At 41.3% G+C, this 21,658-nt stretch carries 16 protein-coding genes; 5 read left to right on the top strand and 11 right to left on the bottom strand.

Annotation, left to right across the window (positions count from 1 at the left end; all coding sequences use genetic code 11):
* The first annotated feature begins 137 nt into the window (after positions 1–137).
* Both QL229_RS16795 and QL229_RS16790 read left to right on the top strand, forming a co-directional pair.
* Complete coding sequence (locus QL229_RS16795) at positions 138–3,836, top strand: S8 family serine peptidase (protein ID WP_281547185.1); 3,699 nt, start codon at positions 138–140, stop codon at positions 3,834–3,836.
* 129 nt (positions 3,837–3,965) lie between these two features.
* Positions 3,966–6,131 carry a S9 family peptidase gene (locus QL229_RS16790; RefSeq protein WP_281547184.1) on the top strand — a complete coding sequence of 722 codons (2,166 nt, stop codon included), beginning with the start codon at positions 3,966–3,968 and terminating at the stop codon, positions 6,129–6,131.
* 21 nt (positions 6,132–6,152) lie between these two features.
* On the opposite strand, the gene QL229_RS16785 is transcribed toward QL229_RS16790, so the two are convergent.
* From QL229_RS16785 to QL229_RS16770, 4 genes are read right to left on the bottom strand one after another with little or no spacing between them, the layout of a single operon-like run.
* Entirely contained in the window at positions 6,153–7,628 is a 1,476-nt protein-coding gene (locus QL229_RS16785) for a HAMP domain-containing sensor histidine kinase (protein WP_281547183.1), read from the bottom strand.
* Positions 7,628–8,356, bottom strand: a complete 729-nt coding sequence (locus tag QL229_RS16780; protein ID WP_138557886.1) for a response regulator transcription factor — start codon at positions 8,354–8,356, stop codon at positions 7,628–7,630. Before QL229_RS16780 ends, QL229_RS16785 begins: the two co-directional genes overlap by 1 nt.
* A 58-nt stretch (positions 8,357–8,414) precedes the next feature.
* The gene (locus QL229_RS16775; protein ID WP_235384273.1) at positions 8,415–9,143 is read right to left on the bottom strand and encodes a spondin domain-containing protein; all 729 of its coding nucleotides are present in this window, start codon (positions 9,141–9,143) and stop codon (positions 8,415–8,417) included.
* 9 nt (positions 9,144–9,152) lie between these two features.
* On the bottom strand, positions 9,153–9,854 hold the full coding sequence (locus tag QL229_RS16770) for a spondin domain-containing protein (RefSeq protein WP_135923144.1): 702 nt from the start codon (positions 9,852–9,854) through the stop codon (positions 9,153–9,155).
* A gap of 223 nt (positions 9,855–10,077) precedes the next feature.
* Here QL229_RS16770 and QL229_RS16765 point away from each other — a divergent pair, with 223 nt between their 5' ends.
* Both QL229_RS16765 and QL229_RS16760 read left to right on the top strand, forming a co-directional pair.
* A complete protein-coding gene (locus QL229_RS16765; RefSeq protein ID WP_135923145.1) occupies positions 10,078–10,449 on the top strand; it encodes a DUF4870 domain-containing protein in 372 nt (123 codons plus the stop codon).
* 56 nt (positions 10,450–10,505) lie between these two features.
* Positions 10,506–10,940: a YqaA family protein gene (locus QL229_RS16760; protein WP_235403948.1), complete on the top strand. Its 435-nt coding sequence runs from the start codon at positions 10,506–10,508 to the stop codon at positions 10,938–10,940.
* Here the strand turns inward: QL229_RS16760 and folX are convergent.
* From folX to QL229_RS16730, 6 genes are all read right to left on the bottom strand, one after another.
* Positions 10,937–11,296: a dihydroneopterin triphosphate 2'-epimerase gene (gene folX, locus QL229_RS16755; RefSeq protein ID WP_054554637.1), complete on the bottom strand. Its 360-nt coding sequence runs from the start codon at positions 11,294–11,296 to the stop codon at positions 10,937–10,939. The two genes, QL229_RS16760 and folX, sit on opposite strands and share 4 nt — an antisense overlap.
* A gap of 2 nt (positions 11,297–11,298) precedes the next feature.
* Positions 11,299–11,853 (bottom strand): GTP cyclohydrolase I FolE, encoded by a 555-nt coding sequence (folE, locus tag QL229_RS16750; protein WP_135923147.1) that lies wholly within the window; start codon positions 11,851–11,853, stop codon positions 11,299–11,301.
* Positions 11,854–11,871: 18 nt separating this feature from the next.
* Complete coding sequence (gene folM, locus QL229_RS16745; RefSeq protein WP_135923148.1) at positions 11,872–12,591, bottom strand: dihydromonapterin reductase; 720 nt, start codon at positions 12,589–12,591, stop codon at positions 11,872–11,874.
* Between the two features lie 342 nt (positions 12,592–12,933).
* Positions 12,934–13,770 (bottom strand): ammonia-dependent NAD(+) synthetase, encoded by an 837-nt coding sequence (gene nadE, locus QL229_RS16740; RefSeq protein ID WP_135923149.1) that lies wholly within the window; start codon positions 13,768–13,770, stop codon positions 12,934–12,936.
* Positions 13,771–13,858: 88 nt separating this feature from the next.
* Positions 13,859–14,479 carry a DUF480 domain-containing protein gene (locus QL229_RS16735; RefSeq protein WP_135923150.1) on the bottom strand — a complete coding sequence of 207 codons (621 nt, stop codon included), beginning with the start codon at positions 14,477–14,479 and terminating at the stop codon, positions 13,859–13,861.
* 11 nt (positions 14,480–14,490) lie between these two features.
* Positions 14,491–17,856, bottom strand: a complete 3,366-nt coding sequence (locus QL229_RS16730; protein ID WP_281547182.1) for an ATP-binding protein — start codon at positions 17,854–17,856, stop codon at positions 14,491–14,493.
* A 193-nt stretch (positions 17,857–18,049) separates the two neighbouring features.
* Here QL229_RS16730 and QL229_RS16725 point away from each other — a divergent pair, with 193 nt between their 5' ends.
* Complete coding sequence (locus QL229_RS16725; RefSeq protein ID WP_281547181.1) at positions 18,050–20,332, top strand: penicillin acylase family protein; 2,283 nt, start codon at positions 18,050–18,052, stop codon at positions 20,330–20,332.
* On the opposite strand, the gene QL229_RS16720 is transcribed toward QL229_RS16725, so the two are convergent.
* Positions 20,325–21,425: a GGDEF domain-containing protein gene (locus QL229_RS16720; protein WP_235384265.1), complete on the bottom strand. Its 1,101-nt coding sequence runs from the start codon at positions 21,423–21,425 to the stop codon at positions 20,325–20,327. The two genes, QL229_RS16725 and QL229_RS16720, sit on opposite strands and share 8 nt — an antisense overlap.
* Positions 21,426–21,658 lie beyond the last annotated feature (233 nt).

Raw genomic sequence — 21,658 nt, 5'->3', positions numbered from 1 at the left:
CTCGCATCTAATAAATTTACTGTAACTATAATGTAACTGAAATGTTGTTCTTGAGTGTGTTTACGCTTTATATTGGTGATGGAACTTTGTTTCAATCACTATTTAGGACGATAAAATAACATATCCCAGGGGAACCCATGTCTAAAAATCTAATAAAAAGAACAGCAGTTGCTTTGGCTGTAACAAGTGCAATGTGCGCTAGTGCACAAGCCAATGACTTTTCAAAATACAATCTAGCAGGCAAAAAGTTAATTAAATCAAGTGCTGTTACTAAAAAAGAGCAAAAAGTTCGCAGCGAAGCAACAAGTTGGTTAGTTAAGTTAAATGCACCAGCAACAGTAAATGCAACATCACGTGGTGCAGATATTGCGAGTATTCAGTCACAAGCACAAGCGGCACAAGTAAGTGTAGAGCAAGCGATTAGCAGCATGGATTTACCGCTGCAAGTTGTTGCGAAAACATCAACACTTGTCAGCTCAATCGTAGTCAATGGTAATAAGCAGGACGTTGCAAAGCTTCTCTCTAACGCGCAAGTTGAGGGTATCTACCCTGTTTATGATTATGAATTGCATGTCGCAGACAGTGCCGATTATATTGAGGCAACACCTCTTGTCGCGAATGGTTTAGCAACAGGTGAAGGTGTTCGCGTTGCGGTACTTGATACAGGTATCGACTACACACACAAAGCATTCGGTGGTGAAGGTACTGATGAAGCATATGCTGCTGCGATTGCTGATCCTGCATCAGTCGATTGGCCACAAGGTAAAGTTTTAGGCGGTTATGACTACATCAATAATGATAGTGATCCAATTGATGTAGATACAAATCATGGTACACACGTTTCTCACTCGGTTAACGGTATCGCACCAAACGTAGATTTATTCGTTTACTCTGTATGTAATAGTGGTTGTCCTGGTCTTGCGCAATTATTAGCGCTTGAAAGTGCAATGGACCCAGATGGTAATGGTGATATCAGTGACCGTGTTGACGTAATCAACATGTCTTTAGGTGGTGATTACGGTGATATTGCAAATGATGCTGTCGGCTTATTCATCAACCAAGCAGTTAAACTAGGTACCAACGTGGTTATCTCTGCAGGTAATGATGGCGCATATCCATTTATCGTTGGTGGCCCAAGTACCACTGAGCATGCTCTTTCTGTTGGGGCAATGACTCACCCTACAGGTGCTGAGTCAATTGGTAGTGGTACAGTTAATGGCGAAGAAGCAATTGTGCAGCCAGCAAGTTTTGGTCCTCAAACTGCGTTTAGTTTCTCAAATGACGATATTGAACTTGTTTACCCAGATGCGAACCAAACAGCATGTGAAGCGTTTGCTGATGACGTAGATTTTACTGGTAAGGGAGTTATCATCGACCGTGGAGCATGTGCATTTACAGTTAAAGTATTAGCAGCACAAGCTAAAGGTGCAGAGTTTGTTATTATTGCAAACAATAACGATGATGGTACGCCAGCTCCTATGGGTGGTTCTGATCCAAGTGTAACTATCCCTTCTGTCGGCGTAACATTTGCCGCAGGTACAGCACTTAAAGCAGGCGGTACATTTAACCTAACAGTTGAACGTTTAGTTCTTTCTGGCGCTATTGCTGATTTCACATCGCGTGGTCCTTCAATGGGTGGTCTGTTAAAACCTGAAATTACAGCACCAGGTGTAAACATCATGACTGCTCACCCAGGTTTAGGTGATGGTCTTACTGGCGCAACAGGTACTTCATTCTCAGGTCCAATCACGGCTGGTGCGGTGAGCTTATTAAAAGAAGCACTGCCTGAACGTAATGCACTTGAGTTAAAAGCTACGCTAATGAACACTGCTAACCTCAATGTCACAATGGAGCCATTAGCGATTAACCCTGATGCTGAGCTTGCGCCAATTAGTTATATCGGGGCAGGTTTAGTTGACGTAAATAAAGCGGCTAACTTACCAGTTGCTGCGTGGGCTGCAGATACTAAACAAGCTGCGCTTTCATTTGGTTTAGTAAATGCATCAGAAACAGTAGAACTAACTAAAACTGTTCACGTTAAAAACTTCTCAAATGAAGCAAAGGTTTATACGCTTTCACTTGAACAGCGTTATCAAGACGATATAGAACGTGGTTCATTCTCACTTGATTACCCAGAAACAATCACAGTTCCAGCTGGTCAAATGCTGTCATTTGATGTCACTGCGACAATCGACCCGACAACATTACCTGAGTGGACTTTGACTGATGACAACATTGGTTCTCAAGACTCAACGACGGATTTAACGAACCTTGAGTTAGACGGTGCGTTAATATTCTCAGATGGTGACGAGAAAGCATTCCACCTTGTTTACCACGTATTGCCAAAAGCGAATGCAGCAATGAGCTTTATGCCAGTCATGACTGATGATGGTGTTGCTCACCAACTGACAAATACTGGCGCTGTTGCTTTAGAGCCTGTGTTTGCACCAACGGTAGCGACTGATGAAGTCGATGAAGATCAACGTTTAGACTTGGTTGGCGCATCGATTGAAACATTTGCAGTACCAGCAGAGGTCTGTGATAGCGGTTATGTAACATTAACAACTATGGTGCTAAATGATGGTATCACTCACTCTTATGTGGGTGGCTTCATGGCTGACTTCGACCTTGATCAGGATGGCACGTACGACGTTACAGTACAAAATGGCAAGTTAGAATGGTTCTACGATGTTGAGCCAGGCACTGCTATTACCTTCACTCATGGCTACGGTAGCTCTTCAGGTAATCTTAATAACATTTACCAAATTATTGGTAATAACCATCTAACGATGCAAAGTTGTTTAGGTGCATTTGGTCTAACGGCTGATGATATTGGTAAAGCAACTGCAAATGTACGTTTCCGTACAGAAGAAGAAACTTGGACTCCAATTGCATCAGGCGAAGGCGATGTTGCAATGGGCACATATACATTCACTGATGCATCAAATGATGTCTATGCTGCGCTTGTTGATGAATCTGGTGAGGCTGTAAGTTCAATTGAACCAGGCGCTTCAGCAACATTATTGAATGCTGGTGCAGACTTCATGATCCTATCTGATTCTGGTTCTAAAGCATACGCAGCAACACCGAGTGCAGATGCTAATACAGCGCCTGAGCTTGCCGATGCTTCGTTCAGCGTTGATGAAAATAGCGCAGAAGGTACTGTTATCGGTATGCTTGAAGCGACTTACGGTGCTGAACTTGCAAATCCAATTTCTGAGTACATCGTACTGAGCTCATCTTCTACAGCGGTTTCTGTGAACGCGGCTGGAGAAGTTGTGGTAATGAATGCAGAGATGCTAGATTACGATGCAGGCCTTACATCTATTGAGCTTGAAGTTGTTGCTGCAGATTCTGCAGGCAATATCTCTGAGCCTGCGATGGTGACTGTTGAAGTTATGAACGTTGCTGACGAGCCAGAAGAAGTTAACCCAGTAATCGATGCTGATCTTGGTGAGTTCACGGTTCAAGAAAACGCAGCAGAAGGTACTGTAATTGGCACTGTGACTGCGACTGACCCAGATGCAGATCTGACTCCTATCGCTACTTATGAAGTGACAGGCAGTGATAGCATCAGCATCAGCGATACAGGTGAGTTAATGGTTGCGGGTGCAATCGATTATGAGCAAACAACCTCTATCGAAGTATCAGTGACAGCAGTTGACTCTGCAGGCAATATGTCTGAAGCGGTGACGATTACTATTGCAGTAACTCAAGACCCAAGCGAAGACGTTGTTGCTGAAGAACCTAAGAAGAAAAAATCGTCAGGTTCACTAGCATGGTTAACATTACTTGCTACGCCGTTCGCATTTATGCGTCGTCGTAAGCAAAAGTAATTGCTTGATAAGTAACTAATAAAGGGAGCTTCGGCTCCCTTTTTACATTGCTTCACAAAGGCTACTTATAAATTCACGGTTAATTACTTATATTAGGGACTTAATAATAAAAATTAATTTAGGATCCCTATGAAAGTTGGCCATTCACTTTGCCTTGCAGCACTCTCTTTAGCTGTTCTATCAGCGTGTAATAAAGTTCCAGATAATAAAGAACAAGCAATTATTACAGAGCAAGTTCAGATATCTGCTCCCGTCGCCAAAAAAATACCATATGAAATGACCATCCATGGTGATACTCGTATCGATAACTATTATTGGATGCGAGATGATGAGCGTAAAGATGAAGCCGTCATTGCCCACTTAAATGCTGAAAATGAGTATGTAGAAAGTATGCTCGCACACACTCTGCCATTGCAAAACACCCTGTTCGAAGAGCTTAAAGGACGTATTGAGAAAGATGACGATACAGTGCCAACCAAAAAAGGTGATTATTACTATTTTTCACAAACGCGCGGTGATGACGAATACCCGGTTTATGTGCGCAGCAAAGATAGCCAGGGTGAGAATAAGCAGGTTATCTTGAACGTAAATGACCTTGCTAAAGATCATGATTATTTTGCTGTAACAGGTTTGGCAGTGAGCCCAAATGGCAATTTGCTTGCTTACGGTGAAGATACGGTGAGTCGTCGTATTTATACAATTAAAGTAAAAGATTTAAGCACAGGTAAAATGTTGTCAGAGAGCCTTGAAGGCACTGAAGGTGAAGTTGTTTGGGCGAATGACAACAAAACCTTTTACTACATTAAAAAAGACCTACAGACACTGTTAGGCTACCAAGTTTATCGCCATACACTAGGAACATCTCAAGCCGACGATGAGCTAGTGTATGAAGAAAAAAATACCAGTTACTACACGGGTATTTCGAAAAGCAAAGATCAACAAGAAATCTATATTAGTCATGGCAGCACCAGTGCCTCGGGCATCTCGGTTATTGATGCCAATGATGTAAAAGCAATGCCAAAACGTTTTATTGAACGCGAAGCAGGGCTTGAATACGACATCAAAAAATTGGGTGATTGGTATTATATTGTTACCAATTTAAATGCAGTTAACTTCCAACTGATGAAAGTTCACCGCGATAAAGCGCATGATAAAGCAAATTGGCAAACGCTTATTGCTGGTCGTGATGATGTGAAACTTGAAGATATTGAGTTATTCAATAATCATTTGGTTTACGAAGAGCGTGAAAAGGGTCAAACCCGTATCACTATTCGCGACCTTCGTAACCAACAAGAGCAAGTTGTTGCTTTTAATGACCCAACTTACATGGTTTTTAGCTATGGTAATAGTGAGTTAGATAACCCTAACTTACGTGTTTACTATTCAAGCATGACGACCCCAGGTAGCAGCTTCGATATCAACCTTGAAAATGGTGAAAAAACGCTACTTAAGCAGCGCAAAGTGTTAGGTGACTTTAACCCAGAAAACTATGCCTCTGAGCGTGTTTACGTAACGACCCGAGATGGTGTTGATGTACCCGTTAGCCTTGTTTATCGTAAAGACAAGTTCAAAAAGGATGGCTCTAATCCACTTATGCAATATGGCTATGGCTCGTACGGTGCAACCATGGATCCGAGCTTTTCAAGCTCGCGTTTAAGCCTTCTTGATCGCGGTTTTGTATTTGCAATTGCGCATATCCGTGGCTCGCAAATGTTAGGCCGTCCTTGGTATGAAGATGGTAAGTTGCTGCATAAACAAAACACCTTTAATGACTTTGTTGATGTGACTAAGTCTTTAGCGGCTCAAAAATATGGTGATAAAGATAATATTTTTGCCATGGGTGGCAGTGCTGGTGGCTTGCTAATGGGGGCTGTTGTCAATCAAGCACCTGAGCTTTATAAAGGCGTTATTGCAGCAGTGCCTTTTGTCGATGTAGTGACGACCATGCTTGATGCCAGCTTACCATTAACAACGAATGAGTATGACGAGTGGGGTAATCCGAACGATAAAGTCTATTACGATTATATGTTGTCATATTCACCATACGACCAAGTTAAAAAGCAGGCATATCCAAACATGTTAGTCACTACCGGATTGCATGATTCACAGGTGCAATATTTTGAACCGGCAAAGTGGGTGGCTAAGCTACGTGAATATAAAACTGATGATAACCTATTACTGTTCAAAACCGACATGGAAGCAGGGCATGGTGGTGCATCTGGGCGCTTTAAAAGCTTGCAAGATACCGCGTTATATTATGCCTTTATGTTAGATTTAGCGGGTATAGAAAAATAATCACCCATCAGGCATCCGTGATTAAGCGGATGCCTGCATGGTTAAATTAAAGCGAAATTCACTGCCTTTTCCAACAGTACTTTGTACTTCGATTTTACTATTCATTAGCATAAGTAGTTGTTTACATATAGCTAACCCTAATCCGGTAGAGCCACGTTTTATACTATTGCGAGCCTGATAATGTGGTTCAAAAATCGCAGTGAGCTCGTCGGCATGAATGCCAACACCAGTGTCTGATACCGCTACAAATAGTTCGTTAGCTTGCTCAGAAACGCTAACTGAAATCACTCCGCCATATGGGGTATGGCGAATAGCATTTTCGATTAAGTTCGTTAGCACTCGTTCTAACTTGGCAATGTCAGCAGTTACTGTGAAATCGCATATCTCAGGGATAACCTTAAGTTTAATGCCTGCAGAGCGAGCGGTTAATTCCAGTTTTGCCACACAGTCATAAATTAACTCGCCCAGATTAAATGTTTCGGCATTTATTTTTACTTGCCCGCACTCTAAGTTAGCTAATTCAAATATTTGCTCAATGAGTTGTTTTAACTGTTGGCAATTATCCATCGCTAAATTTAGATAATGTTGCTGCTCTTGCTCACTTAAATGGCTGTTAGGCTTATTAATTACTTCGATAAAACCATGTAATGACGACAGCGGTGTTCTTAAGTCATGAGAGAGGTGGGTTAGTAATTCGCAACGCTGCTTATCTGCATGCTGTAGGGATTGAAATTGCTCATCGATGCGCGACAACATTGCATGTACGCCTTTGCTTAAATTACCAATTTCATTGTTACCCGTGTAACTTGGTCTGAGCGACATCTTTGTTAGGCTGTAATTGGCCGCTTCAATCTGACAAATTTCTTTGTTGAGTTGTTTTAGCGGTAATGTGAAGAACCTAAATAATATTAGCATGGCTATAAAAAGCGCGAGCATAGCTGTTATAAACCAAGCCGCACCTAGCCACAGTGCATCATTTTCTTTGATATTGTTTAAGGTTGTATCAAATGCTTGACCACCAATAATAACGTATAAATAGCCTTGCAGTTGTTGTTGATTAAACACCGGGGCGGCAGAGAAAATCTTTTTTGCGTCATGGCTACGTGGATCGTCACCATAAATAGGTGTGGCAGTGGGGTCGTTAATGAGCTTTTTAATGGGAGTAAGGTTGATCTGTTTTTTAATAACTTGGCCCGGTTTTGCAGAGTATGTAAGTAATTCTCCGCGTGGGTCTACAAAATAAAATTCAAAGTTGGGGCCTAATATCATCAGGGTATGAAATAAATTCTCTAAGGCTTCATAATCATACACACCTTGTTTTATTAGTGGGTTGTCATGAACGAGATGCTCAGCCAGCTGTAAGTGTAAGTTTTGCTGTGCATGGTGCTGCGAAGTTTGCTCAAGATGCTTGCTCCAACTAAATACTAGGGCACATAGTAGGCTAAAAATAAGTACAAGCGACCATGCGAGCTTTTGATAGAGTGTCATTGTTTTCATTAGTGTGTGCTCAGTTGCGATGGGTTTAGTTTGTAGCCAACCCCCCATACCGTTTCAATAAAGTTGCTAGCGTGATACTGCTCAAACTTACTACGCAGACGATTTATATGTGAATTGACTGTATGTTCATAGCCACAGTGTTGATACCCCCAAACGTGATCAAGTAATTGCTGGCGACTAAATACATGATTTGGGTGTTTAGCAAAATACACCAGCAAATCAAATTCGGTGGCAGTAAGATTGATTGCTTGATTAGCTAAAAAAGCCTGATGACTTGAAAACTCGATATGTAGATCCCCAAGTTGAATGGATTCGGCATTATGCGCTTGTTCATTAGTTGATTGTGCGATGAGCAATTGTGCTCTATGGCGCAGTTGTGTTTTGATCCTTGCCTGTAACTCTCTCGCAAAGAAAGGTTTGCAAATATAATCATCTGCACCCATCTCTAAACCAATTACCCGATCCATGTCGCTACTTAGTGCAGTCAATAAGATGACAGCTGTTTGCGGATAGTGCTCTTTAATTTTTCGACATAAGCTAAGGCCATCCATTTGCGGTAGATTGATATCTAGCAACACCAACCCATAACTTTGATTAGCCAGCTTTTTTATCGCGGCCTCAGCACTTGCTGTTTCGTCAATGTGCAGGTTTAAGCTAGTCAACTGGGTGGTGATGAGTTGGCGAATGGTTTTATCGTCTTCAACTATGAGTAATTTTTCAGGGCGCATCGTTTAATCCAAGTAGCTAAGGCACATCCTTATGACCTTAGCGTAAGGAGTGCGATTGTTATTGCGTCCGCGTTATGACTATTCGAGCAACGGGGTTATCAAACTTGTATTGGCTTGTAAGCACTGAGCTTGCTAAACCATCATCTTGAGTTACAACTCCCGGGTGCATTGCTACACGATTAATGTCGTCTCGCATTTCGTTAAAACCTTCACCTGAATCAGCCGGACCAGGAATAGTGCCAGCAGCTTCAGAGTTGGCTTCAGTGCCAGCATCATAGGAAAAACTAGTACGAGACAGTGACTCATTAACCGCTAACGAAGACACGTCTATAGCATTAAGACCGGTAAACGCATCATTTGTATTCACTAACATAGTTGCAACACTGATTTTTAATGAATCAAGCTCCCCGGTTGTTAGTACCATAGTAACCTGTTGACCCGGTGGTAGTGGGCTTTCTGCAGAAGCGGATTGCAAAGTGTATTCACTGGCTAAAAGCTCGCTGTTGTCGCCGCCTTCGGCCATTAATTCAAGAGCACTAGAAGCTGGTTCGCCAATTTGCCATAGCATGCCATCGGTATGGGCAATCACGGCAACAGGTGAGAAAGGTTGAGCGGCAGTGAGATTAGTCACTTGCACGGTAAATTGATGGCTTTCTGCCATTTCTCCCATTTGGTTAGTCATCTCATCCACACTGTCTGTCATATCAACAGTCTTTTTATCAGAGCCACCGCAAGCTGTGAGGCTTCCTGCGAGTGCAATGATGAGTAAGCTTTTTGAAAAGCGCATAATAACCTCCTATTTCACTGTGATAGTTAACATAGCAACAGGGTTAAGCCATCTGTGAACGGTATTATTAAGGTCACTCATTCCACCTTCAGGATCATCGTCACCTAAGTTCCCTGGGTGAATATGAACCATCATATTGCTTTCGCTACTAGTTACACCGCTTGCATTCATACCGGCATTACCGCCCGGCGCAGCCGGAATACCTGGCATTCCCATAGCACCAGAGCCATCGACAACTCGTTCGTCATTTGCTTCGGTGCCTGCATCATAAGCGTTTAAATACAGGGTGTAAGTCCCTGCTTCTGATGGGATCATCCAACTGTCTAAACCAACAAAGCCATCATTGGTAGGCAGTAACATAGCTGTTAACGACAAGTAGTTGTTACCTTCACTGGTGGTAAGCGAAGCCATTGTAGAGCTGGTTGGCGCTAATAAGCCTTCGGCTGGATTGGCAACCATATCGTTATTTGCTGCAGCTGCTTCATTCATTAATGGCTCTATGTTACCGCCTTCAGCCATCGCTTGAAGAGCCATTGAAGCAGGTGTAGCTACGTTAAACATCTGGCTATCGTTAGTGTGAGCAGTAATTAAGATAGGAGTAAAGTGTAAGCCTTGCGTAAGGTTAGTTAGTTTTATATCAAGCTCAGCTGCTTGGCTTGTAAGGCTAGTGACTGCACATGCAGCAAACAAAGTTAAAGGTAAAGCTTTCATGATCGATTCCTGTTTTTGATGATTCAAAATCAGTATCGAACAGCAATATCCAAAAACTTTCACAAAGTTATCACATTTTTATCACAGCCAAAAAAATCTTCTCAAAAGCCTTTTGTTTGTCTTTTGTGCACGTTTTTGTTTTAAATCTAAGCAAATTATCTATGGTAAAGTAGCCTAAAGGTTTATAGTAGAAACATAAACAGACCATAACAAGGAATTTAAAATGGATGATAATCAAAAAGTTGAAATAATTGTGGCCGATAAAGAGCAGCGTAATTGGGCGATGTTTTGTCATTTAAGTGCATTAGCGGGATTACTTTTCCCATTTGGCTCTGTTATTGGTCCGCTTATTATTTGGCTGGTGAAAAAGGAAGAAATGCCGCTTGTTGCTGAGCATGGCCGCAAGTCATTGAACTTTCAACTCACCATGATGATTGCTTACATTGTTAGCTTCTTACTGGTGTTTGTTGTTGTTGGTGTCATTTTATTACCAATCGTTGCACTGTTTTCTTTGATTATGGTTATTGTCTCGGCAATTAAAGCCAGTGATGGAAAAGAAGTTAATTACCCATTGACGATTGAATTTATAAAATAAACTGATTGCCATATAATGAGAGCTCAGCTCTTTGCTGAGCTTATTTTGTGGTATTTATGGCCTATTTCTCCTTATTCCTCAGCGCGTTTATTTCCGCAACCTTATTACCGAGCTCCTCTGAGTTAGTTATGACCGCCATGATTGCCAGTGGTGATTATCTACTTTGGTTGTTATGGCTAAGTGCAACCGTGGGTAATGTGCTTGGGAGTTGTGTGAATTATTGGCTAGGCACACAAGTGATGCGTTTTAAAGACCGTAAATGGTTTCCTGTATCGCAAAAGTCGATAGACAAAGCAGAACAGCAATTTAATAAGTATGGTATCTACAGCTTGCTATTTGCTTGGCTGCCTATTGTCGGCGACCCTTTAACGGTTGTTGGCGGAATTTTTAGGGTTAAGTTTTCAATCTTTTTGTTACTCGTGACCCTAGGCAAAGGCGCACGTTATTTAGCTGTGCTTGCCTTTGCGGTAGGACTAGAAAAGTTATTTTAACTTTTTTGCCAATCAAGAGTCAGTGATACTGAATCAGCAAAGCGCAGCGCATGAGGTTTATCGACACGCACTTTGGCATAGTGAACACTTTGATGCTGGTGGCAAATCGCTAAAATTTCAGCAACCAATTTTTCTAACAGTAAAAAGTGGCCTTCTTCGACAAGGCTGATCACTTCTTTAGTAATGGTCTTGTAGTTTAGCGCTTTATCGACTGCGTCAGTCTCACAAGCTTGATCAGCAGGGTAGTGAATTTCTAAATTAATCACTACATCTTGCTTTTTCTCGCGTTCCTCAGGGTTAAAACCAATGAAGGTTCGTAGCCTGAGGTTAGTGACATTAATAATTGCGTTAGCCATCATTACCCTCTAACTAGTTGTAAGAACTCGTTACGGGTTTTTGGATCTGCTCTGAAGTTGCCTAGCATGACCGATGTACGCATGCTTGAGTTTTGTTTTTCAACGCCGCGCATCATCATACACATATGTTTTGCTTCAACAATTACACCCACGCCTTTTGCTCCGGTTACTTCTTCAACCGCTTTAGCGATTTGATGGGTTAATTGCTCTTGAATTTGAAAACGGCGTGCGTACATATCAACAATACGCGCAAATTTAGATAAACCAAGAACTTTGCCATTTGGGATATAGGCAATATGACAGCGACCAACGAATGGCAGCAAATGATGCTCACACATAGAGTAAAGTTCAATATCTTGAACCAGCACCATGTCATCGGCGTCTGATGTAAATACCGCATTGTTAGTGATCTCGTCTAACGTTTGGCGATAACCTTTTGTCAGATACTCCATTGCTTTAGCGGCGCGCTTAGGCGTGTCGAGTAACCCTTCTCGTTGTGGATCTTCACCCACGGCGCTAATAATTTCGTGGTAACTCTTTTTTAAATCATCGTGCATAGGATTCTCAGTAATTCGTTATTTTAAATGTCTGCCACCATCGACAGGCATCGAACGCCCGGTAATGTAATGGCTGTGTAGTAATAGCTCTACGCTGTGAATAATTTCAGCGCAACCAGGCTCAATGCCCATCAGTGATTTTTGTAATGTTTTTGCTTTGTATTCGTCGCTATCATCTTCATTGAAAATGATTAATGACGGCGCAATTGCATTGACCTTGATTGCAGGGGCAAACTTAGCCGCGAATGATTTTGTTAAGTTATCAAGTGCAGCTTTGCTTGCAGCATAAGCAAGGTGTTTTGGACTACCTTTTTCAACGACATAATCGGTGAGATGAATAATATCGGCAGGGTGTCCTGTATTTTCGTAATGGTGTAGCAGTAAATCGCTCACTGCTAAATTTATTAGGTAGGGCGCTTTTGCATGAATTCGCATCATATTATCGAAAAGCGCTGCATAATCATGATTACTTGCTTCGCAGTCCCAACTAGAAGCATTATGAATAATGGCTTGAAGTTGATTGGTATGCGATTTTAATTGTTCTATGAAGTTGGCTATCGCTTCATCACTATTAAAGTCAGCATGAATACATGTAGCCCCTTGTCCAGCTAGTACATCAATGGCTTGATGACGCGTACGGTAGGTAACAATGATTTCTTGCCCTTGCGCTAAAAAGTGCTCGGCCAAAGCGAGTCCAATTCGTTGGCCTGCGCCAGTAATTAATATGGGCGATGACATAAACTAATATAAAACCTTAGATTTTTAATGTAATGAGTAATGTGTTTAACACTATCAACTATAAACCAAATTACAGAACTATTTCATCTTTACTGCAATGATGTTGCTAAACTTTCTACGCAAATGAAGATAACCCAGATCATTTTTAGTAATGGAGTTATTGTAGTTAGCTTGGTTTTGATAAGAAAAGCATGTCTTAAGCAAACCCAAAAAATCATTACCTAGCAGCTTTTAACGCCGGACTAAAGGAAGTTTTAGGTATCAGGGAAGAGTTAGCTGTAGGCAATTAAACAGTGTTAATTGCCTACAGCTAGAAAATAGTGCAGCAAATAATATTGTTGCTTACAGCGCGTCGTAAACGGTTGGAATAGCTTGACGTTTATGTTGAGTGCGAAGATAAATCGCAGTTAGCTTCTCTTCAACTTCTGCTGAGACTTCTTTGCCTTCTAAGAAATCGTCAATTTGATCATAAGTTAGGCCGAGCGCTTCTTCATCGGTTAAGCCTGGGCGGTCACATTCTAAATCAGCGGTAGGAGCTTTATGCACTAGCACTGCTGGTGCGCCTAAATGCTCTGCAAGAGCACGAACTTGGCGCTTAGATAAACCAAATAGAGGAGCAAGATCACATGCACCGTCACCAAATTTTGTGTAAAAGCCGGTAATATTTTCAGCGCTATGGTCGGTGCCAACAACTAATCCTTGGCAGAAGCCTGCAATTTCATATTGTGCGACCATGCGCTGGCGTGCTTTAACATTACCCTTAATGAAATCTATTTTAGCTTGTTCAGGAAGCTCAGCACTTGCACCGACTACCGCGGCCATAGCTTGTTCATGCATACCATCTACAGCTGCTTTGATATTAACCGTCATGCGCTTTGATGGCTTGATAAAGTCAACCGCGAGTTGTGCTTCGTCTTCATCTGCTTGTACACCGTAAGGTAAACGTACAGCAATGAACTGATAATCGTTGGTGTTATGTTCTTGGTTTAATTCATCTACAGCTAATTGACATAAACGACCACAGGTTGATGAATCAACACCGCCACTGATCCCTAATACAAGCGAGCGTGAGTGCGCAGCAATGAGACGGCTTTTTAGAAAGTTGACGCGACGAGTGATTTCCGCTTTTACATCAATAGTGGGTTGGACTTTCATTTCTGCCAGAATGTCGGCACGCATGGTAGAGCTCCTTTTTTACTTTTGGTTGTCAGCGTGGAAGCCCCAAGACGAATGGGGTAACTACATTATGTTACGGGTCAGGTTATTATTAAAGACCTAAATGCGCTTTTATTTCGTTAATTTGTTGCTTAAGTTCGTCTATTTCAGCTCTTAATTGTTGAACTTCGCTACTGTTAATTGCTTCAGGCTCACTCAGCATCTCTTCGATACTATCTGGATCTACGAATAAGTGCATATAACGACTTTCTCGTTTTCCTGGCTCACGGGCTAAGCGAGTGACATATTCTTTCTCGATTAATGCAGCTAAAGCTGCTTCCACTTCATTAACATTACTAAACTCAGCAAGGCGGTTACTTCGGGTTCTAAGTTCGCCGGGGGTTTGTGGTCCGCGTAATAGTAGCAAACAGATAATAGCACGCTGTTGTTCGGTAAATTGCAAGCTGCCAAACTCGGTATTGCAAAAGCGGTGCGCGTACTTATTAACCCGCCCAGAAAGGCCTTCATCTAAGGTTACTAATCGCTGCGCAATGAGTTCATCAAGGGTATCTTGTACTTGTGATTCAGATAACGACAGTACTGGATCTCTATTAGATTTTTGGTTGCAAGCGTTGGTAAGTGAATTTAAAGATAATGGATAATGTTCAGGTGTTGTACTTTGTTTTTCGAGCAAACAGCCAATGACGCGTTGTTGATTTATTGATAATTGCATTGTTTTACTCTCTATTCTTCAGTGCTTAACCACACGGTTAGTTTTTTACTGAGCGTATCAAACTTCAAAGGTTTGGTAACATAATCATTCATGCCCGCATTTAAACAGCGTTCTTTGTCACCTTGCATTGCATTAGCGGTGAGCGCAATGATAGTTACATCTTGATGTGCCTTACCAGCTTCACCTGCACGAATTGCCCGAGTTGCTTGGTAGCCATCCATTTCTGGCATTTGGCAATCCATAAGCACGAGTTGGTAAGGCATTTGCTCGCGACGAGATAGCTTAGCAATTGCTTCAAGGCCATTTTCAGCTATGTCGAAGCTGATACCTACCTGCTTTAAAAGCGATCCAGCAACAATTTGATTAACCTTATTATCTTCAACTAGCAGCACTTGTGAAGCAGAATTTTCATCTTGAGTGGCAACTTTTGTAATCAGTGTGTCGTTGTTTACTTGTTGTTGCTCAATGTATTTTTCGTTAGCAAGTGAGTTAAATAAATCTGACTGGGTCAAAGGTTTAAAAATGATACTCTCAGCTTTTAAGGCCTGTTTGCTTTGCACTTCGGTCAAACTCATTGGTGCCATTAAAATACGTTTACACTGTTCAGCATTAAAGTGTTTAACAAAAACTTGTTGTTGCTCTTTAGTTGCGTTGGTATAAAACAAGAAATCAACGAAAATCGCGTCACATTCGACATGTTCCGTCATAGCCGCGCGACTCAATAAACGTGTCATATCGGTAAATACTTCAACGCTGGCCCCCCATAGTTGCAGCTGTTTTTTCGCTATATTGCTACTCAACTTACAATTATCTGCAATGAATATATGTTTTTTATCAATAATATGGCTGGGTTCTAGGGCTTTCTTTTTATGATCTATTTTCACTTTTACAGAGAAATTAAAAGTACTGCCTTCTCCATATGAGCTGACCACACTCACATCGCCCTTCATTAGGTTACATAGTTGTTTAACAATCGCTAAGCCAAGCCCTGTACCGCCATATTGGCGAGTTGTTGAGGTATCTGCTTGGGTAAATGAGTCAAATAATGTAGCTTGCTTTTCAGGCTTAATACCGACTCCGGTATCAATGATGGAACAGTTTAAAAAGTGCTTGTCATCTAATTTCTCAAGCTTAGCAATAATAATTATTTTGCCATTTTTAGTGAATTTAACCGCATTACTAACAAGGTTGTTGATAATTTGTCTGATCCTGTTTGGATCGCTGACAATAAATTCGTGATAAATATCAGTCGTATCAAGGATAAGTTTGGTGTTGTTTTGTTCGGCTTTAATTGCAAATGATTCGATGGTGTTGCCGAACAGTTTTGAAATATTAAAGCTAACATTTTCGATATCTAGTTTACCAGCTTCAATTTTTGAGAAATCTAAGATGTCGTTAATGATATGCAAAAGCGACTCGGCTGAAGATTGTGCGAGCTCTAGATGATGACTCTGTTGGCTATCTAATTTAGATTGCTTAATGATATTGAGCATGCCAATCACCCCATTCATTGGAGTGCGTATTTCATGGCTCATACTTGCTAAGAACTCACTTTTTGCTTTTACTGCTTGTTCAGCTGCTTCTTTAGCTTGCACTAGTTGCTGCTCGGTTTCTATACGGCGTTGGCTGGCGTGTAAACTACCAATTAGCGCTGCAACGGCAATTAAAAAACTTTCTTCGTTTTTGCTCCATTGCCTGCGAGATTTGCATTTTTCTGCGCACACAACCCCCATGGTTTTACTACCGGTGGGAATGATCACCGTGAGCATTGAGCATATTTTAAATCGTTCAAAATAAGTTGTTCGTAATTCTTTTAAAAACGGATGGTGTGGGGCATCACTAGCATTTACAACGGCATTGTTATTAATGGCGTCAAAGTAATCAGGGTAATCAATTTGTTTTAGTGTGGTTGCTTCTCGTATTTGTGGTGTATTCTCGTCATGAACAGCAAAGGTATCGAGAGACTCTCTGTCGTCACTAAATAACCAAATGCTGGCACGGTCAACGTCAAAAGCATGACAAATCGCTTGTACAATGACATGCTTTGATAAATTCAAATTACCCGTTAGTACAGCATCATTAACAGTGAGCGACGCTAAAATCTCGTTGTGTAAAGCTACTTTCCTGTTTTCAATTTCAACTCGTTTACGGGCATCAATATTTTGCAGTGAGCCGAATACTTTTATGCAGCGGCCATTACGATGTTCGGTTTCGGCGTGAACTAACACCCATATTTCATCCCCATCAGCTGTGACGACTTGTACCTGAGTTTCAAAGCTTTCGCCGTTTTTTATAGCGCGCTCATTCAATTGGCGGATTTTATCGCGGCTTTCACCGGCTTTAAAATAACTATAATTTTGAGGCCACTCGGGCTGCTTGCTCAGCGGAAATTTAAAAATTTGTTTGGTCATATCAGACCAATACACAGATTTTGTTTCTAGGTTGAACGACCATGCCCCTACTTTGGCAAGACTACTCATAGTCTCTAGCATTCGCTCACTCTTATATTGCCGCTCAAGCATTTTCAGAAAAAACCATGAGCAACCTGCAAATAAAACACAAAATAAAATAATGGCTAACCGTAGTGGCCAAATGGCAGAAGCAGGGGGGTGCCAACCTGCTTTGGGTGATGCGTACATTTGCCACTTACCACCCGGGAAGTGAATTATAAAATCGAGAGGATCATTTTTTAAAATTGCACTTTTTCCGTAAAAGAAATCTCCTTGTGAGCCCAGACCATTTCGCCCTTGCAGGGCAACATCATAATTTTCACTGAGCGAAACTAAACCAGAGTTTACATATATTTTATTGATATCAAGTACCACAGATAATAATCCCCAAAACTGTTGTTCTGGAGGAATAAATACAGGCATACGTGCGATGAGTGCCTGTCCACCTTGTACTAGCTCTAATGGGCCAGCCATAACAATCTGGTTTTCATCTCGTGCTCTGAGCGCATCTGCGCGTTGTGCTGCATTTTCTAAAAAATTAAGCCCAATTGATTTTTCGTTACCTTCAAGGGGGTAGGTCATTCGAATAACCATATTGGGAGCCGCACCAATATTTCTTAGTTCAGATGAGGTTTCAAATAGTGGAGAGGCTATTTGGCTGTAACGAGCTTGATCTAAATTTGGCTCCGCCGTTATAGCTACGGCGAGACCGCGAACAAGTTGAATATTTGAGACGAGGATCGCTTCTAATTCAGCCCGATAAGCACTTACTTTTGCTAGCTCTTGCGCACGGAAAGCATCTTTTTCACGGTGATAATTTATCCGATCAATCACGATACCTATAACGATAACAAGCACGAGAGATAGCCAAAAAGCTAACTTTAATTTATGTAATTTCTTATTATCAGTGTCGATCGTTAATGGCATTAGAAGCATTGATTTTTTTACTATTTAATTACTATAGACAATTTACCTTGTAATTAACAATGGGGACTTTGATATGTAAGTTATTTGTCTGTGGGTCGTTTTCTCAGTTCAGTGATCATTATTTTGTATGAAGACACTATTTTTTCACAAAACTTAGGTTAATATAGTGTTACTTTAGCTAAGGGAAGCAAGCATGTTTAAGATAATCAAATGGTTACTAGTCGCTTCGCTCATCATCGGACTATTGGCAACAGGCCTCATCTATGGGGTGTTGAATCTAAGTTTGCCAGCACTTGATGGTCGAGGACAAAGTAATGCAATTACTCACTCAGTGAAGATTGAGCGTGATGCTTTGGGGCAAGCTGTTATTAGCGCTCAAAATCGCTTAGATGCTGCTTATGCGCTTGGTTTTGCGCATGGCCAAGACCGATTTTTTCAAATGGATTTATTGCGCCGTAATGCGGCGGGTGAATTAAGTGAGCTGTTTGGTAAAGCTGCGTTAGAGCTTGATAAAAAAATGCGTTTTCATCAATTACGTCAGCGTAGCCAGTTTTTAGTTGAGCAACTACCTGCTGCAGATAAGACGCTACTTAAAGCCTATGCTAATGGCGTGAACGAAGGTTATGCGCAATTGGGGTTTGATAGCTTTGAATACATATTAACAGGCTCGAGTGCTCAACCTTGGCAAAGCGAAGACAGTTTGTTGGTTATTTTTAGTATGTACTTAGACTTACAAACAGCAACATTTGAACGAGATAAAACGCTGATAGAAATTGAGCAGCTTTACGGTAAAGACATGGTTGACTTTATTACCCAGCCAAGCCCTTATCAGGCTGCACTTGATAACAGTCAGTTACCTGCATACGGTGCAGGGATCCCTGCTTTAAACAAATCATCATGGGTAATCAACGATATTCTCGACCGAAAAGAATTAGGGAGTAATAATTGGGCCGTTACAGGGCAGTTAACTAAAACGGGCGCTGCAATGTTATCTGATGATATGCACCTTTCTTTTGCGGTGCCAATCATTTGGTATCGCGCTCAACTTAATTATCCTGTTGATGGTCAGATGCAGCAAATTACCGGTGTATCATTGCCGGGGGCACCGGCAATTGTGGTTGGTACAAATAATAAAATCGCGTGGGGTTTTACCAATGGTTATTTAGATACCGCCGATTGGGTAGCGCTTGAGAGTAAAGAGAAAACGTGGCAAATAGATGAACCCATTTTACTTAATGATGGCAAGGTTGAAAATTATGCTTTGACCATGAGTGAGTATGGTCCCGTTAAAGAAATTAATGGCAAACCCTATGCTTTAAGTTGGGTTGCTCACCATGATTATGCCGTTGATATGGACTTATTAAAGCTTGAAAGTGCAAAAACGGTTGATGATGCGCTAGCTATTGCTGCAGACGTTGGTATTCCGGTGCAAAACTTAATGGTGGTCGATGATAAAGGCAATGCTGCATGGAAAAATATGGGAGCAGTGCCTGCACGTAAAGTGCCTCATCAACTGGCTGTGTCTGAACAAGCTTACTCTGCAGCTTGGCATGAGAATGAAACGGATCGTCCCTTTGTAAAAAATCCTGAGAGCGGTCGTTTATGGACTGGTAATTCTCGTGTTGTTTCGGCTAAAGATGATGAGCGATTTGGTAATGGTGCATACGCGATGGGGGCAAGATCAGCACAAATTCGCGATCGTTTATTTGAAAAGCAGCAATTTACCGAGCAAGATTTTTATTCATTACAGCATGATAACGAGGCGCGCTTTTTAGCACCATGGCATCAATTACTGGTTAAACAGCTTAGTACTGCAGGCGATAAATATGCGCTGTATTTAAAAGAGCTAAATAACTGGCAGGCGTGTGCTTGTAGTGACTCAATTGGTTACACCTTAGTAAAACGTTACCGCAGTGAAGTGATTAATAGCTTATTTAGCCCATTAGAAAATAAGCTAAAAGATCTCGACAGTAGTTTAAAGTCAGTTAAGCGAGATTTAGAGCCTGCCGTTTGGCAACTTATCGAAGCTCAACCTCAAACATGGTTAAACCCTGATTATGCAAACTGGCAACAGCAAATGGTAGGAGCCTTTGACCGAGTTGTTACTAAACTTACAGAGCAGTACGGTAATAATCCACACAGTTGGCAATGGGGTAAGGTCAACGAATTAGTGATTGAGCACCCGTTTGCCAAGCAAATACCGGCACTTAAAAGCTTATTAAATATGCCTACAGCTCCTGGCTTTGGCGATACCTTCATGCCAGCAGTCCAAGGTCGTAGCTTTGGCGCTTCACAGCGTTTTATAGTACAACCAGGCCATTTAGATAAAGCGATTATGGCGATTCCTGGCGGTCAATCAGGGCATCCGTTGTCGGAGTTTTATCGAGCTGGATTTGACGACTATGTGAGTAACGGTTTAACTCCTCTATTACCACAAGAGATTATTCATAGTATTCGTATTGATGCGGTTAACTAACCGCATCAATATCATCGAAAGTAGGGTTGGAACCTTTCGCGACAGTGGTTTGATTTCGACCCAAGTGTTTACTTTGATACAAGGCCGTATCAGCATGTTGTAGCATTTTTTCTATCGGTGCAAGAGGCTGCCACTCGATTAAACCAAAGCTCATAGTGATTGTTAAATCAGGGAAATCGGGATGGGCATCAAGCTCGGCTATCTGTTGACGAAGCGCTTCTATTTTAGCAAAAGCTTGTTGCTCATTAGTATTTGTAAGTATCAATAAAAACTCTTCACCTCCCCAACGAACAGCAATGTCATCCTCACTGATAAAGTCACTAATTAGTTTTGATACATTTATTAAGATGGTGTCACCTTTATCATGACCAAAGGTATCATTAATACTTTTGAACCTGTCAATGTCAGCCATAACCATACATAGATTGGCATCTTGCTCGATACTCTTTTTATGTGCCATTGAGATGAGCTTTTTCGCAAACCGTCGGTTGTATAATTTTGTTAATGGATCTCGAGCGGCCATCTCGGTGAGCTCAACGCGTTGTGAAAGCGTAATTTCACGAATAAGCCCCATCCCATACACCATAGGTAATCCGGCAATGATGACGTTTATCACATTGATATATGGAAGGAGTTCAGGATAAGCGAAACCATAGGTTACGTCTGAGAAAAATAAATACAACGAAGCAAAGGTAGCAATCATTAACAAGCTGTATGTTGCAGCCCATTTAAAAGTAAGCTGGTAATCAATCATCAAAATACACGACACAGTCCATAAATAGAACTGAAACCCAGCACCTAAGCCAAGAGTTGCGCAGACAATAACTGCATGAATAAGCACTTCGAGGCAAAACACCCTCAAAGCAAGAGAGGTTAAGCCTTGCTTTATAAGGAAAATACCACTGCCCCAAGCAAATACACTTAAAATGTTAACTATAGCGAGCATGTTCGCGCCAATGTGCGCGAAAGCGGGGATTAGTAAAGCATGTACAGCTAATGCGAAATAGGCAATTTTAGTAATAATAAGAAACTTTACATGCTCTATTTCTTCTAATCCAGACTGTTTGGTTTGTCTTAGTAAATGTTTTATCAAACCAACCTCATACACACTTACAGGGAGAAATTAAAGTATAGATGATTATTTGAACAATGCGGCAGTGTTGTCAGGTGCTTTTAATAACAGCACAATAAAATTTTTGTATAATGCTAATTAAAGCCTTGTTCACCTGCAGTTTGCTAAGTTTAAGGCTTGGCAGAGCTCATAATTGATGCCACTCTAAATAAAACCAATCTAGAAACATGAGAATATCTTGTTTTATTGATTAT

It is taken from the genome of Pseudoalteromonas sp. PAR1 (assembly GCF_947311895.1).
Taxonomy (GTDB): Bacteria; Pseudomonadota; Gammaproteobacteria; order Enterobacterales; family Alteromonadaceae; genus Pseudoalteromonas; species Pseudoalteromonas lipolytica_C.
This window is presented reverse-complemented; position numbering and strand designations above follow the sequence as displayed.